The sequence below is a fragment of the Kitasatospora sp. MAA4 genome, from assembly GCF_029893355.1.
In the GTDB taxonomy this organism is placed as follows: Bacteria; Actinomycetota; Actinomycetes; order Streptomycetales; family Streptomycetaceae; genus Kitasatospora.
The window spans coordinates 1-14,835 of the sequence record NZ_JARZAI010000014.1; the positions used below are offsets into that span (position 1 = coordinate 1).

Consider the following 14,835-nt stretch of genomic DNA (forward strand, 5'->3'; position numbering starts at 1 on the left):
CGTCGGCCCCGCCGAGCCCCGCCCCCCCGGGGGCGGCCGCCGCCCCCCGCGGCGCCCCCCGGGGGGGGGGGGGGGGGGTTTTGCGTGTGCCCGCGCCCCCCCCCCCGGGCCGTCCGCCGTTTCCGGAGCGGTCGGGACCGCGCCGAGAGGCCCTTCAGCACAGGAGAAAACACCCATAGTGTGACAATCTCGCCCACATGACAGCCACAGCTCCCTCCTTCGACGACACCGAGGACTTCGCGGACGCCGACCGCGGGTTCATCGACCGTCTCGACCCGGCCGTGGTCACCGCGGACGACGGTCGAGTGGTCTGGGACAACGACGCCTACGCGTTCCTCGACAAGCCCTGCCCCGAGACCGCCGACCCCAGCCTCTGGCGCCAGGGCGCACTCACCGCCCGGCAGGGGTTGTACCAGGTCACCGAGGGCATCTACCAGGTCCGCGGCCTGGACCTGTCCAACATGACGCTGGTCGAGGGCGACCGCGGAGTCATCGTCATCGATCCGCTGATCTCCGCCGAGACGGCCGCGGCCGCGCTGCGGCTGTACCGACGCAACCGCGGCGACCGGCCGGTCACCGGGCTGATCTACACCCACTCGCACGGCGACCACTTCGGCGGCGCCCGCGGCGTGCTGCCGCACGGCCATGAGCCCGTCCCGGTGATCGCCCCGCAGGGCTTCCTGGAGCACGCGGCCAGCGAGAACGTCTACGCCGGCAACGCGATGACCCGCCGCGCGGTCTACATGTACGGCGCCCGGCTGCCCAAGGCGCCGGACGGCCAGATCGGCTGCGGCCTGGGGATGACCACCTCACTGGGCACCGTCACGCTCATCGCGCCCACCGTGGACATCACCCGCACTGGCCAGGTGGAGACCGTGGACGGCGTGCGGATCGTCTTCCAGCTCACCCCGGGCACCGAGGCACCGGCCGAGATGAACTTCCACTTCCCCGACCGCAGGGCGCTCTGCCTGGCCGAGAACGCCACCCACACCATGCACAACGTGCTGACCCTGCGCGGCGCCGTGGTCCGCGACGCCCGGGTCTGGGCGCACTACCTGGACGAGGCGCTCGCCCTCTTCGGCGCCGACTCCGACGTCTCCTTCGCCTCGCACCACTGGCCGACCTGGGGACAGCAGAGGATCGCCCGCCACCTCACCGTGCAGCGCGACCTGTACGCCTACCTGCACGACCAGACCCTGCGGCTGCTCAACGCCGGCCTGACCGGCCCGGAGATCGCCGAGGAGCTGGAACTCTCCCCCGAGCTGGTGAAGTCCTGGGCGCTGCGCGGCTACTACGGCTCGCTCAGCCACAACGTCAAGGCGATCTACCAGCGGTACATGGGCTGGTACGACGGCAACCCGGCCCACCTCTGGGAGCACCCGCCGGTCGAGCTGGCCAAGCGCCACACCGACGCGCTGGGCGGCGTGGACGCCACCGTCGCCAAGGCGAAGGAGTACGCGGCGGGCGGCGACCAGCGGTTCGCGGCGACCCTGCTGAACCACGCGGTCTTCGCCCGGCCCGACCACCAGGACGCCCGGCTGGCGCTGGCCGAGGTCTACGAGGTGCTCGGGTGCGGCGCCGAGAACGGCACCTGGCGCAACGTCTACCTGACCGCCGCGATGGAACTGCGCGGCACCCCCGCCACCGTCGAACTCCAGGTGGCCAACCCCGAGATGTCGATGGCCCTCACCGTGGGGCAGCTGATCGACTCGCTGGCCGTCCGGGTCAACGGACCGCGCGCCTGGGGCACCGCGCTGACCGTCGACTGGCTGCTCGGCGACGAGCGGCGCGGCTGGCGGCTGACGCTCTCCAACGGCGCGCTCACCCACCGCAGCGCCGCCCTGGGCAGATCGCTGGGCCGGGAGCCGGCCGACCTCACCCTCAAGCTCGGCAAGGCCCAGCTGCTGGGCCTGCTCGCCGGGGGCGGTCTGGACGGGATCGAGCACAGCGGCGACCCGAAGGCGCTGACCCGGCTGTTCGACCTCCTCGACACCCCGGACCCGAACTTCCCCGTCGTCACGCCGTAAACGCCTCGGCCCCCGCCACGGCGATCGTGGCAGGGGCCGAGTCGTTCACGGGCGGGGCGTCAGCCGCGGCGGTGCCGACCGGCGGTCTCCGCCTCCGGCTCGGCCGCGAAGCCCGCGCCCGCGGCGCCGGCGATCTTGCGCTTCTTGCGCTCGCGGACGACCTCGACCAGGATCGGCGAGATCGAGAGCAGGATGATCAGGGCCATCGCCGGGATCAGGTACTTGTCGATCACCGGGGCCATCGAGTCGCCGAAGAAGTAGCCGATGCTGAGCATCACCTCGGTCCAGATCACCCCGCCGACCAGGTTCCAGACGAAGAACGTCCGGGCCGGCATCTCCAGCGTCCCGGCCACCGGGTTGAGGAAGGTCCGCACGATCGGGATGAAGCGGGCCATCACCACGGCCTTCGCCGGCCCGAACTTCTCGAAGTACTCCTCGGCCTTCACGACGTACTCACGCTTGAAGATCTTCGAGTCGGGCCGGTCGAACAGCTTCTTGCCGACCTTCGCCCCGATCAGGTGGCCCAGCTGCGCGCCGGCCACCGCGCAGAGCGGCGCGGCGATCAGCAGGACGGCGATCGGCATCTGCACGCCGGGACCGAACGCCTTGGCCGCCGCGCTGGAGGCGGCCACACCGGCCAGGATCAGCAGCGAGTCCCCGGGGAGGAAGAAGCCGATCAGCAGGCCGGTCTCGGCGAAGATGATCGCCAGCAGTCCGATCGTCCCGACCGAGGCGACCAACGACTTGGCGTCCAGGAGGTTGACCGCGAGTTCGGTGGAGGTAGTCACCGGCGCAGAATAGCGCGGACGGGTGGCCGGAACCTTACGACCCGGCCCGGTTCGCGACCGCATCGTCCCTTTCGTCCTCCGGCACGGCCGGTTACCGTCCCGACTGGCGGGCGGGGAGGTGAAGCCGGGGCACGAGTCTGGAAAGATGGCACAGGCGTCCGGGCCGCGGTCGCACCTCACCCGCTCCCACCACCCTCGACGGGGCGGAGCACCGCGGCAGCCCGGCGCCGTCGCACCCTGGTACAGCCGCACCGCCGCGAACAGTACCGAGGACGTACCGAGGCGTACGAGCGCCAGACAGGCCGACCGTACGCCGCACACCGACAGGAGCGGATTCGCATGCCCATCGCAACTCCCGAGGTCTACACCGAGATGCTGGACCGGGCCAAGGCGGGCAAGTTCGCCTACCCGGCCATCAACGTCACCTCGACGCAGACGCTGCACGCGGCGCTGCGCGGCTTCGCCGAGGCCGAGAGCGACGGCATCATCCAGATCTCGACCGGCGGTGCCGAGTTCCTGGGCGGCCAGCACAACAAGGACATGGTGACCGGCGCCGTCGCGCTCGCCGAGTTCGCGCACATCGTGGCCGCCAAGTACGACATCACGGTCGCCCTGCACACCGACCACTGCCCCAAGGACAAGCTGGACGGCTACGTCCGCCCGCTGATCGCGATCTCCGCCGAGCGTGTCGCCAAGGGCCAGAACCCGCTCTTCCAGTCGCACATGTGGGACGGCTCCGCCGAGACCCTGGCCGACAACCTGGCCATCGGCCAGGAGCTGCTGGCCCAGGCCGCCGCCGCCAAGATCATCCTTGAGGTCGAGATCACCCCGACCGGTGGCGAGGAGGACGGCGTCTCGCACGAGATCAACGACGAGCTCTACACCACCGTCAACGACGTGGTGCGCACCGCCGAGGCGCTGGGCCTGGGCGAGAAGGGCCGCTACCTGCTGGCCGCCTCGTTCGGCAACGTGCACGGCGTCTACAAGCCGGGCAACGTCGTGCTCCGCCCGGAGCTGCTGCGCGACCTCCAGGACGCGATCGGCCAGCAGTACGGCAAGAAGGACCCGTTCGACTTCGTCTTCCACGGCGGCTCCGGCTCCAGCGCCGAGGAGATCGCCACCGCGCTGGAGAACGGCGTCGTGAAGATGAACCTCGACACCGACACCCAGTACGCCTTCACCCGCCCGATCGCGGACCACATGTTCCGCAACTACGACGGCGTCCTGAAGGTCGACGGCGAGGTCGGCAAGAAGAGCACCTACGACCCCCGCACCTGGGGCAAGCTGGCCGAGGCCGGCATGGCCGCCCGCGTGGTCGAGGCCACCAGGAGCCTGCGCTCCGCGGGCACCCGCCTGAAGTAGTCCGCACGCCCCTGAGCCCCGGTCCGGCATCTGCCGAGCCGGGGCTCGGTCGTTTGACTCGACCATGACCGAGGCAAAATCTTCCCCTTGTCCCGGTATGAACTTCGCCAGCCGGTCGCGTCCCGCTGACGATCTCTCAGCAACGCCGCGTTGTCTGCTACGTATGGCTACCACCGAACTACTCACCGCCCCCGACCTGCCATCCGCCGCCCGAGCGGTCCGCCGCGCACCGTGGAGATCCCCCGCAGGGCAGCCCGCATACGCCCGTCCTGCCCTGCTCGGCATCGCCGCCCTCGCGGGGGTGCTGTTCTTCTGGGGGATCGGCCGCAGCGGCTACCACGTCTTCTACGCCAACGGCGTGCGCAGCATGACCGAGAGCTGGAAGGCCTTCGTCTTCGGCTCCTACGATCCGGCCAACACGATCACCCTGGACAAACTGCCCGGCTTCCTCTGGCCGCAGGCGCTCTCCGCCCGGCTGCTGGGCTTCCACCCCTGGGCGCTGACCCTGCCGCAGGCCGTCGAGGGCGTGCTCTCGGTGCTGGTGCTCTTCCGGACCGTACGGCGCTGGGCCGGCGCCGACGCCGCGCTCCTGGCAGCCGCCGCCTTCACGCTGACGCCGGTGGTGGCCGGGCTGTTCCGGACCGCCGTCGAGGACCCGGCCTTCACCCTGCTCCTGCTGCTCGCGGCCGACGCGGCGCAGCGGGCCGCGCGCAGCGGGCGGCTGGGACCGCTGCTGCTGGCCGGCGTCTGGGTCGGGCTGGCCTTCCAGACCAAGATGCTGGAGGCCTGGGCGGTACTGCCGGCCCTGGGCGCGGTCTACCTGCTCTCGGCGCCGGTCCGGCTGCGCCGACGTCTCGGGCACCTGGCCCTGGCCGGTCTGGTGACGCTGGCCGTCTCGGCCTCCTGGGTGGCGATGGCGACCCTGACGCCCGCCGCCGACCGGCCCTACATCGACGGGACGACCAACAACTCGGCGTACAGCATGGTCGTCGGCTACAACTTCCTGAACCGGTTCTCCTCGGTCGGCCTCAGCGCCCAGGAGACCGGCAGCGTGGTCTCCACCCGCGGCGGCGGCCCGGCCCCGCACCCCTCGGGCGCCGCGCAGACGCCGGGCCCGGGCGGCGGCCAGCAGCACGCCGGCGGGCCGATGGGCGCGGACGGCGGCTGGACGAAGATGTTCGGCTCCCAGTTCGCCCCGCAGACCGGCTGGCTCTACCCGCTGGCGGCGATCGCGCTGCTCTGCGCGCTGGCCTGGCGGCGCCGCGAACCGCGCACCGACCCGCTGCGGGCCGGCTACCTGCTCTGGGGCTGCTGGCTGGCCGTCTTCTTCGCGGTCTTCAGCGCGGGCAGCGTCGGCGGCCACAGCTACTACATGGGCGTGATCGCCGCCCCGCTGGCCGCGCTGAGCGGTGCCGGAACGATCCTGCTCTGGCAGGCCTACCGGGACGGCGGACGGCGGGCCTGGGCGCTGCCCGCAGCGGTCGCCGCCACGGTGGCCTGGAGTGCCTGGCTGGCCCGGGACTTCCCCGGTTTCCTGCCCTGGCTGGCCCCCACCGCGCTGGGCACCGGCGCGCTCGCACTGCTGCTGCTCGGCGCGGCGAAGACCGCCCGGCTGGGCGGGCGCGGGATCGGCCGGGTGCGGCTGGCGACGGTCGGCCTGTTCACCGCGCTGGCCGCGGTGCTGGTCGGTCCGGGTGCCTGGGCCGCCTCGGTGCTGGACCCGGCGTACGGGAACTCCGGGATGGGCACCGTCGGCCCCGAGGCGCGGCACGGCTTCGGCAGTCGGCCGCAGCCGGCCGGCCCACCGCCGGCCGATGCTCCCGCGACGTCCGGCTTCCCGAGTGGCTCGACCCGGCTGACGGCCGCCCAGCAGGCCCTGTACGACTACCTCCGGGCCCATGACGAGGGCGCCCGCTACCTCTTCGCCGCGACCAGCTGGTCGGCCTCCTCGCCGTACATCCTGGCCACCGGCGCCGAGGTGCTCCCGATGGGCGGGTTCACCGGGCAGGTGCCGGCCCCCTCGCTCGACCGGGTACGCGCGCTGATCGGCGGCGGGCAGCTGCGCTTCGTGATGATCGCCAAGGGGTTGGGCTCCCAGGTGACGGGCGCCAAGGGTGCCGGGCCGACCGAGGCGATCGCCTCCTGGGTCCGCGCCAACTGCACCCTGGTCCCGCCCGCCGCCTACGGACAGCCCGCCGAACAGCCCGCCGAGCGGACCGCCGACAAGGCGGCGGAGCAGCCGCTGTACCGCTGCTCCTAGGGTTTGTACGGTCCGCCGGGGCCGCCCGGCGGACCGTACCGGTGCCTACTGCTTGAGCTCGGCGAAGGCCTCCGCGCTGCTGTCGTTGAGGAACTCCCAGCAGCGGTTGGCCTCTTCGGTCTCCTTGATGGACTCGGCGGCCCGGGCCAGCGCGGCCAGGCAGCGCAGGAAGCCGCGGTTGGCGCGGTGGTCCCACGGGATCGGCCCGTGCCCCTTCCAACCGGCCCGGCGCAGCGAGTCGAGCCCGCGGTGGTAGCCGGTGCGCGCGTAGGCGTAGGCCTCGACCGAGCGGCCCGCAGCGAGCGCGTCGTCGGAGAGCATGGCCCAGGCGAGGCAGAACGTGGGGAAGTCGGCAGCCACCTGGGTGGGCGAAGCCGACTGTTCGGCCATCATCCGGTAGGGCTCGTCCTCCTCCGGGAGGAAGGTCGGTTCGGGTCCGCCGAGAAGGTTCTTGTGAATCGCCATGCAGGCAGTCTGCCAGAGGCTCTCAGCCCAGGATCGGCAGATGGGCCGCGAGATCGCTGCGCTCCCCGCTGGCGCTGACCACCGCCGCGTCCAGCGCCGCGGCCCAGTCGAGTCGCCCGGTGGCCAGCCGGATCCAGCTGAGCGGGTCGGTCTCGACCACGTTGGGCGGGGTGCCGCGGGTGTGCCGGGGGCCTGCCACCGCCTGCACCACCGCGTACGGCGGAATCCTCAACTCGACCGATCCGCCGGGTACTTGGTCGGCGAACGCATCCGCGAGCAGTCGGCAGACCGAGGCCAGCGCGAAGCGGTCGTGCGGGAAGTCGGCGAGCCCGAGCGCGTCCGCCAGATCGTCGGCGTGCACCACCGCCTCGACCAGCCGGGTGACCAGCATGTCGGCGAGCGTCATCGACCCCAGTCGGATCTCGAACCGGCGCTGCCCGTCGGCGACTTCGGGCCCCGCCAGCAAGGTCAGCAGGGCGTCGGCCGCCGCGTCGAACTCCGCCGCCACCGCCGCCGGTCCGGCTGCGAACGCCTCGGCCGCGTGCTCCCTGGCTCCGGCGTCCAGCAGTTCGGCCAGCCCGCCCACGCCGGCTGCCCAGGCGCTCAGCGAGAGCGGTGCACGCCCCTCCAGCGGCCGGTCCAGGTGCCGTGGCACCCAGGCCAGTTGCAGCGCCAGATGGGCGACGAGCTCGCGGACCCGCCAGTCCCCCAGCCGGGTGGGCAGCGCGAGCAGCCGCTCCGCCTGCTCGTCCGCGCAGAGCCGCCGCACCGCACCGCGCAGCGCCTCGGTCTGCGCGGCCAGTGCGGCCCGCACCTTGACCGGGTCATAGCTGCGGGCACGACGGGCAGCGGTACCGCGGGAAGTCGCCATGGGCCCACGCTACGCCGAAGGGCGGCCCGCCCCGGAATCCGGAGTGGGCCGCCCTTCGCACGGGTCACGCGAGCAGCGCCTCGATCACGCCGGTGTGCGCGTCCTTCAGCTCGGCCAGCGAGACGGTGAACTCGCCCTGGATCTCCAGGACATCGCCGTCCACCACGCCGATCCGGGTGGCCGGCAGGCCACGCGCGCCGCACATGTCGTTGAACCGGAGCTCCTCGCTGCGCGGGATCGCGACGACCGCGCGACCCGCCGACTCGGAGAACAGGAACACGAACGGGTCGAGACCGGCGGGCACGATCACCCGCGCGCCGTTGCCGCCCTTGAGGCAGCTCTCCACCAGCGCCTGGGCCAGGCCGCCGTCCGAGAGGTCGTGCGCCGCGTCGATCATGCCGTCGCGCGAGGCGGCGATCAGGATCTCGGCGAGCAGCCGCTCGCGCTCCAGGTCGACCTTGGGCGGCAGGCCGCCCAGGTGGCCGTGCGCGACCTCGGACCAGGCGGAGCCGCCCAGTTCGTCGGCGGTGTCACCGAGCAGGTAGAGGTGCTGGCCCTCCTCGGCGAAGCCGATCGGGGTGCGCCGGTTCACGTCGTCGATGACGCCGAGCACCGCGACCACCGGGGTCGGGTGGATGGCGGTCTCGCCGGTCTGGTTGTAGAGCGAGACGTTGCCGCCGGTCACCGGGGTGCCCAGGATCTGGCAGGCGTCCGCCAGTCCGCGGCAGGCCTCGGCGAACTGCCACATCACGTCCGGGTCCTCGGGGGAGCCGAAGTTGAGGCAGTCGGAGACCGCGAGCGGCTTGGCGCCGCCCGCGGCGACGTTGCGGTACGCCTCCGACAGCGCCAACTGCGCACCGGCGTACGGGTCCAGCTTGGCGTAGCGGCCGTTGCCGTCGGTCGCCACCGAGACGCCGAGGTTGGTCTCCTCGTCGATCCGGACCATGCCGGAGTCCTCGGGGGTGGCCAGCACGGTGTTGCCGATGACGTAGCGGTCGTACTGGTCGGTGATCCAGGACTTGGAGGCCTGGTTCGGCGAACCCGCGACCGCCAGCAGCGCGGCCTTCAACTCCTCGCCCGTGACCGGGCGCTGGAGCCGCTCGGCGGTCGGCGCGTCGGCCTGCAGGGCGTCCTGCCAGGACGGCCGGGCGTACGGGCGCTGGTAGACCGGGCCGTCGTGCGCGACGGTGCGCGGGGGCACGTCCACGACCTGCTCGCCGTGCCAGAAGATCTCCAGGCGCTCGCCGTCGGTCACCTCACCGATCACGGTGGCGATGACGTCCCACTTCTCGCAGATCTCCAGGAACCGCTCGACCTTGCCGGGCTCGACGATCGCGCACATGCGCTCCTGCGACTCGCTCATGAGGATCTCCTCGGGCGAGAGCGAGGAGTCGCGCAGCGGGACGGTGTCCAGCTCGACCCGCATGCCGCCGGAGCCGGCCGAGGCCAACTCCGAGGTGGCGCAGGAGAGTCCGGCGCCGCCGAGGTCCTGGATACCGAGCACCAGCTTCTCGGCGAAGATCTCCAGGGTGCACTCGATGAGGAGCTTCTCCTGGAACGGGTCGCCGACCTGGACGGCCGGGCGCTTGGCCGGGCCGGTGGCGTCGAAGGTCTCCGAGGCCAGCACGGAGACGCCGCCGATGCCGTCGCCACCCGTCCGGGCGCCGTACAGGATGACCTTGTTGCCGGCGCCGCTGGCCTGCGCGAGGTGGATGTCCTCGTGCTTCATCACGCCCACGCAGAGCGCGTTGACCAGCGGGTTTCCCTGGTAGCAGGAGTCGAAGACGACCTCGCCGCCGATGTTCGGCAGGCCCAGGCAGTTGCCGTAGCCGCCGATGCCCGCGACGATCCCGGGCAGCACCCGCCGGGTGTCGGGGTGGTCGGCCGCACCGAAGCGCAGCGGGTCCATCACCGCGACCGGCCGGGCGCCCATCGCCAGGATGTCGCGGACGATGCCGCCGATCCCGGTGGCCGCGCCCTGGTAGGGCTCGATGTAGGACGGGTGGTTGTGCGACTCCACCTTGAAGGTGACCGCGTAGCCCTGGCCGACGTCCACCACACCGGCGTTCTCGCCGATCCCGACCAGCATGGCGTCGTTGGCCGGAGCCTTCTCGCCGAACTGCTTGAGGTGCACCTTGGAGCTCTTGTACGAGCAGTGCTCCGACCACATGACGGAGTACATCGCCAGTTCGGCGCCGGTGGGGCGGCGGCCGAGGATCTCCTTGATCCGGGCGTACTCGTCTGCCTTCAGGCCGAGTTCGGCCCAGGGCTGCACCGCGTCCGGAGTCTGTTCGGCGTTCTTGACCGTGTCGAGGGACATCAGGCGCTCACCAACTGCTTCAGTACGGACGTGAAGAAGCCCAGGCCCTCGGTGGTCGGGCCGGTCAACGGCTCGATCGCGTGCTCCGGGTGCGGCATCAGGCCGACGACATTGCCGGCCGCGTTGCTGATGCCGGCGATGTCCCGGTAGGAGCCATTGGGGTTGACGTCGAGGTAGCGGGCGACAATGCGGCCCTCCGCCTCCAACGCGTCCAACACGTGCTCATCGGCGACGAATCGGCCTTCGCCGTTCTTGAGCGGGACCACGATTTCCTGGCCCTGGGTGTAATCCCCGGTCCAGGCGGTCGAGGCGTTCTCGATCCGCAGCTTCTGGTCGCGGCAGATGAAGTGCAGCGAGTCGTTGCGGGTGAGCGCGCCGGGCAGCAGGTGCGATTCGCAGAGCACCTGGAAGCCGTTGCAGATACCGAGGACGGGCATTCCCAGCTTGGCCTGCTCGATGATGGTGTCCATCACCGGCGAGAACCGGGAGATCGCTCCGCAGCGCAGATAGTCGCCGTAACTGAATCCTCCGGGCAGGACGACGGCGTCGACCTGATGGAGATCCTTGTCACGGTGCCAGAGGGCGACCGGCTCGGCGCCGGCCAGCCGAACGGCGCGCTGCGCGTCCCGGTCGTCGAGGGAACCCGGAAAAGTGACGACGCCGACGCGGGTGGTCACTGCGACTCCTCCACCCGAACGGTGAAGTCCTCGATCACGGTGTTGGCGAGGAAGGTCTCAGCTGCTTCGCGGATCCTGGCGAGCGCGGCGTCATCCACCGGGCCCTCCAGTTCCAGCTCGAAACGCTTGCCCTGGCGGACATCGGCGATCCCGTCGAATCCGAGACGGGGCAGTGCTCGCTGCACCGCCTGTCCCTGGGGGTCGAGGATCTCCGGCTTGAGCATGACGTCGACTACGACGCGTGCCACTGGCACTCCCGATGGTGTGGTGCGTGAAGGCGGGGGACCTTCAGAGTACCGGGGTTGAAGGGCCCGATCGGTGCCCGGGGAGCGCAACGCGCGTAGACCTCCACCCCTTACGCCCCAAGGGTTCCAGGCTCCCGCACGCCCGTTTTCTCCCTCTTTAATGAAACTCTCAGGTTCATGGATCCACCACTTCAGGAGTGCCCGAATACCGGCACACCGGACAGATCGACCAGGGATACCCCCTATCGGTGCGACGTCGAAGGAAGGTGAATATCCAGAAAAGAATGCAGTTCCCATCGATTTCCACTCCCCGCGGGTGCAGAATAGGGCCACCGGTGGTGGCAGGAGCTGCGCAACCGGCAGGCCTCCGGTCTGCCCGTATGCCCTTGAGCGACCGGCGCACAAGGGCCCCCGGGGCACACCGCGCCCGGCGGCCGAATTGCCGAGAGGATTGACACCCATGGCTCAGCGTGTAGTTGTCACGCTCTCCGACGACCTGGACGGCGGCGCTGCCGCAGAAACCGTCCACTTCGGCGTCGACGGGAAGTCGTACGAGATCGACCTGTCCCTGGACAACGCGGAAAGGCTGCGGGAGGCGCTCGCCCCCTTCGTTGCGGCCGGCCGCCGCCAGAGCCGTACCGGAAAGTCGTTCCGTCGCACCGCGCTCGCGCCGGACCCGGCCGCCGTGCGCGCCTGGGCCCAGTCGCGCGGGATGGAACTGCCGGCCCGTGGCCGGATCCCCAAGCACGTCTACGAAGCCTTCGCCGAGGCCAACTGACCCGGTCGGCCGCTGGTCACCCCCGTGCGGGCCGGTGACCAGCGGTGCCGCCCTTCCACCAGCGCCCGTGCGGCGGCGCCGGAAGGGCGGCGCGACCAGCCCCGAGGATGGGGTAGAGTAATTCTCGTCGCCGCAACCGGGAAGCCCGGGGGCAGCGACAGGTTCCTTCCGAGGGACCAAGCGGACGTGGCTCAGTTGGTAGAGCATCACCTTGCCAAGGTGAGGGTCGCGAGTTCGAATCTCGTCGTCCGCTCGTAGGTGCCGTACAGGCAGTTGCAGAACAAATGAAGATCATGCGGACGTGGCTCAGTTGGTAGAGCATCACCTTGCCAAGGTGAGGGTCGCGAGTTCGAATCTCGTCGTCCGCTCCACAGTCGAAAAGGGTCTCCTTCGGGAGGCCCTTTTCGCGTTTCCCAGCACGCTCCCGCTTCCCCCGGGATCCAGGACCCCGGGGGAGGCGGGAGCGACGGGTGCTACACCCAGTCCGTCCCGGTGAGGCGCTCGTACGCCTCGACGTACTTGGCCTGGACGCGCTCGACGACCTCCGGCGGCATGGCCGGCGGCGGCAGCTCGCTGTGGCGGTCCCAGCCGGAGGCCGGCGAGGCCAGCCAGTCCCGGATGATCTGCTTGTCGAAGGAGGGCTGGGAGTGCCCCGGCTCCCACTGGTCGGCCGGCCAGAACCGCGAGGAGTCCGGCGTCAGCACCTCGTCGCCGATCACCAGCTCGCCGTCCAGCAGACCGAACTCGAACTTGGTGTCGGCCAGGATGATGCCGCGCTCGCGGGCGATGTCCCGGGCGCGGCTGTAGACGGCCAGCGTGGTCTGCCGCAGCAGGGCGGCGTGGTCGGCACCGATCCGGCGGGCGGTCTCCTCGTAGGAGACGTTCTCGTCGTGGTCGCCGACCTCGGCCTTGAGAGCCGGGGTGTAGATCGGCGCGGGCAGCTCGGAGCCGTCGACCAGGCCGTCGGGCAGCGCGATGCCGCAGACCGTCTGCTGGTCCTTGTACTCCAGCAGGCCGGAGCCGGCCAGGTAGCCGCGGGCCACGCACTCCACCGGGAACATCTCCAGGCTCCGGCAGACCAGCGTGCGCCCCGCCCAGTCGGCGGGGGCGCCGGCCGGGACCTCGGTGGAGATCACGTGGTTGGGCACCAGGTCGGCGATCCGCTCGAACCACCAGAGCGAGAGCTGGGTGAGGATCCGGCCCTTGTCGGGGATCGTGTTGGGCAGCACCCAGTCGAAGGCCGAGGTGCGGTCGCTGGCCACCATCACCAGTCGGCCCGCGTCGTCACGGTAGAGGTCGCGGACCTTTCCGGTGTGCAGGTGGACCAGGCCGGGCACCTGGACCGGCTCGGGCTTGGTGACAAATCCGCTCAAGGTCGTCTCAGTCCTTACGAGTGGGGGTCGCAGCGCAGGAGACCCTGAGTCTTTCATGCGCCCGCGGACGCCCAGCTCAGCCGCCCTTGCAGAGCTCGTCGAGCAGGTTGGCGGTGGCCCGCTGGACCCGCTCGTCGGTGTGCCCGGGCCGGTCCAGCGCCGGCGACCAGGCGAAGGTCCCGGAGGCGAAGACGTACGCGCCGCTGGGTGCCCGGTAGAGCGAGGTCTCCTGGTGCCGCAGCTTGCCCAGCTCGTCGCGGTAGGGCGAGTGGGCGAGCAGGATCCGCTCGGTGTGCACCGGCAGCGCCACCTTGGGGAAGTAGCGGTCCGCCTCCCCCGCGACCAGGTTCTCCAGCCGGCCGCCGTCGCGCAGCCCGGTGCCGGCCCAGAGCCAGTGCGCGCCGTTGGCCACCACCAGCGGCGCCGGTTCGGCGACCCGGCCGGTGTACTGGATGCCCAGCAGGTGCTGCTCCGGCTCGCCCGCGTCCCGCCAGAGCGCGCCGGCCGCGCCCGGCAACCCGGCCGCCGGGGTGCCGGCGGGGACCCGCTGGCGCTTGCGGCAGTTGAGCAGCCGGCCCGGCACGCCCGAGGGACCGGCCGTCAGGTCGACCCGCCAGTACATGGTGTTGGCGGAGAGGAAGACCAGCGACGTGCCGCCGTCCCGGGCCTGCTCGGCGGCCCGGCGCATCGGCTCCGACCAGTACTCGTCGTGGCCGGGGAAGATCAGCGCGCGGTGCCGGGACGGCTCGACCAGGCCCGCGTGCAGGTCCGAGGCGGTCGCGTACGCGAGGTCGTAGCCGTAGCGCTCGGCCCAGCGGATGAAGTCGTAGGCGTGGCCCACGTGCAGCGGCAGCCCGGCGCCGGCGTGCGGGCGGTCGAAGGAGACCGTGACGGCGGCCTGCTCCTCGCCGAGCAGCCCGCCCGCCCCGTCCCAGGCGTGATAGAGGCTGGCACCGCTGTGCCCGTCCTCCGGGAACAGGTTGTACGCCTGCCAGGTGACGTCCGGCAGCACCAGCAGCAGCTCGGCGGCCGGCCCCGGGGACAGCGGGTCGCGGACGGTGAACGGGATGTGGCTGCGGTGGCGCTGGTCCGCCGTGGTGAGCACCGCGACGTACGCGCCGGGGCGCCAGTGCCCGGGGATCTGCAGGCGCCAGGAGTGCCACCAGTGGTGGCAGCTGACGGTCCGTCCCACCACCAGCGGGGCGGGCTGCTGCAAGCCCGAGATCCGCGGACTGGCCGTCATGTGCTGGGCGCCGGCGCCCGCGTAGTGGCCGATCCGGTAGACGTCCACGATGAACTCGCGCGGCGGGTTCACGGTGACCCGGAAGTCCACCGAGCCGCCGGGATGGATCACCCCGGCCGAGGCGAAGCCCTTGATCTGCTGCACGACGTCGTCGGAGTTGCGCGGGGTGCCCGGCAGCTGCGGCGGCGTACCGCCGCGCGGCGGGTGCTGGCCCGGGGCGTCGGTGCTGGCGTACCAGGGGATCGCTCCCCCGGTCCCGGCCAGATACTGGTCCGGGCTGCGCAGCCAGGGCAGCGGCCCCTGTCCGAACGGATCCGAGACGCCGTGCGCGAGCGTCCCGGACTCCCATCTCCGGCCCGGCTCCTGGTCCACGCGCCCCTCCCACGGTGCACCCTCCGGCGGCATGTGCCACCGGTCTTTGCGTGC

At 71.6% G+C, this 14,835-nt stretch carries 12 protein-coding genes and 2 tRNA genes; 6 read left to right on the plus strand and 8 right to left on the minus strand.

The genetic code is table 11. The features are described from left to right. Positions 1–197: 197 nt before the first annotated feature. Complete coding sequence (locus tag P3T37_RS19495) at positions 198–2,027, plus strand: alkyl sulfatase dimerization domain-containing protein (RefSeq protein WP_280725010.1); 1,830 nt, start codon at positions 198–200, stop codon at positions 2,025–2,027. A 59-nt stretch (positions 2,028–2,086) separates the two neighbouring features. Here the strand turns inward: P3T37_RS19495 and P3T37_RS19500 are convergent, their stop codons facing one another. Then, positions 2,087–2,815: a VTT domain-containing protein gene (locus tag P3T37_RS19500; protein ID WP_280725011.1), complete on the minus strand. Its 729-nt coding sequence runs from the start codon at positions 2,813–2,815 to the stop codon at positions 2,087–2,089. A gap of 339 nt (positions 2,816–3,154) precedes the next feature. On the opposite strand from P3T37_RS19500, the gene fbaA reads away from it, so the two are divergent. Next, complete coding sequence (gene fbaA, locus P3T37_RS19505; protein WP_280725012.1) at positions 3,155–4,177, plus strand: class II fructose-bisphosphate aldolase; 1,023 nt, start codon at positions 3,155–3,157, stop codon at positions 4,175–4,177. A gap of 163 nt (positions 4,178–4,340) precedes the next feature. Beyond that, positions 4,341–6,437 carry a glycosyltransferase family 39 protein gene (locus P3T37_RS19510; RefSeq protein WP_280725013.1) on the plus strand — a complete coding sequence of 699 codons (2,097 nt, stop codon included), beginning with the start codon at positions 4,341–4,343 and terminating at the stop codon, positions 6,435–6,437. A gap of 45 nt (positions 6,438–6,482) precedes the next feature. Here the strand turns inward: P3T37_RS19510 and P3T37_RS19515 are convergent, their stop codons facing one another. The 5 genes from P3T37_RS19515 to purS form a co-directional block, all read right to left on the minus strand. Further along, positions 6,483–6,902, minus strand: a complete 420-nt coding sequence (locus tag P3T37_RS19515) for a DUF3151 domain-containing protein (RefSeq protein WP_280725014.1) — start codon at positions 6,900–6,902, stop codon at positions 6,483–6,485. Between the two features lie 22 nt (positions 6,903–6,924). Beyond that, positions 6,925–7,773, minus strand: a complete 849-nt coding sequence (locus P3T37_RS19520) for a sterol carrier family protein (protein WP_280725015.1) — start codon at positions 7,771–7,773, stop codon at positions 6,925–6,927. 64 nt (positions 7,774–7,837) lie between these two features. Continuing rightward, entirely contained in the window at positions 7,838–10,093 is a 2,256-nt protein-coding gene (purL, locus tag P3T37_RS19525; protein ID WP_280725017.1) for a phosphoribosylformylglycinamidine synthase subunit PurL, read from the minus strand. After that, on the minus strand, positions 10,093–10,770 hold the full coding sequence (purQ, locus tag P3T37_RS19530; protein WP_035799480.1) for a phosphoribosylformylglycinamidine synthase subunit PurQ: 678 nt from the start codon (positions 10,768–10,770) through the stop codon (positions 10,093–10,095). Before purQ ends, purL begins: the two co-directional genes overlap by 1 nt. Beyond that, positions 10,767–11,024, minus strand: a complete 258-nt coding sequence (gene purS, locus P3T37_RS19535) for a phosphoribosylformylglycinamidine synthase subunit PurS (RefSeq protein ID WP_083974979.1) — start codon at positions 11,022–11,024, stop codon at positions 10,767–10,769. The genes purQ and purS overlap by 4 nt, the downstream gene beginning before the upstream one ends. 451 nt (positions 11,025–11,475) lie before the next feature. Here purS and P3T37_RS19540 point away from each other — a divergent pair, with 451 nt between their 5' ends. From P3T37_RS19540 to P3T37_RS19550, 3 genes are all read left to right on the plus strand, one after another. Further along, positions 11,476–11,793 carry an Lsr2 family protein gene (locus P3T37_RS19540; protein WP_280667422.1) on the plus strand — a complete coding sequence of 106 codons (318 nt, stop codon included), beginning with the start codon at positions 11,476–11,478 and terminating at the stop codon, positions 11,791–11,793. A 180-nt stretch (positions 11,794–11,973) separates the two neighbouring features. Further along, positions 11,974–12,046, plus strand: a tRNA-Gly gene (locus P3T37_RS19545). 42 nt (positions 12,047–12,088) lie between these two features. Next, positions 12,089–12,164, plus strand: a tRNA-Gly gene (locus P3T37_RS19550). A 102-nt stretch (positions 12,165–12,266) separates the two neighbouring features. On the opposite strand, the gene P3T37_RS19555 is transcribed toward P3T37_RS19550, so the two are convergent. Together P3T37_RS19555 and P3T37_RS19560 are read right to left on the minus strand one after the other, a co-directional pair. Beyond that, on the minus strand, positions 12,267–13,166 hold the full coding sequence (locus P3T37_RS19555) for a phosphoribosylaminoimidazolesuccinocarboxamide synthase (RefSeq protein WP_280725018.1): 900 nt from the start codon (positions 13,164–13,166) through the stop codon (positions 12,267–12,269). A gap of 76 nt (positions 13,167–13,242) precedes the next feature. After that, positions 13,243–14,814, minus strand: a complete 1,572-nt coding sequence (locus tag P3T37_RS19560) for a N,N-dimethylformamidase beta subunit family domain-containing protein (protein WP_280725019.1) — start codon at positions 14,812–14,814, stop codon at positions 13,243–13,245. Positions 14,815–14,835 lie beyond the last annotated feature (21 nt).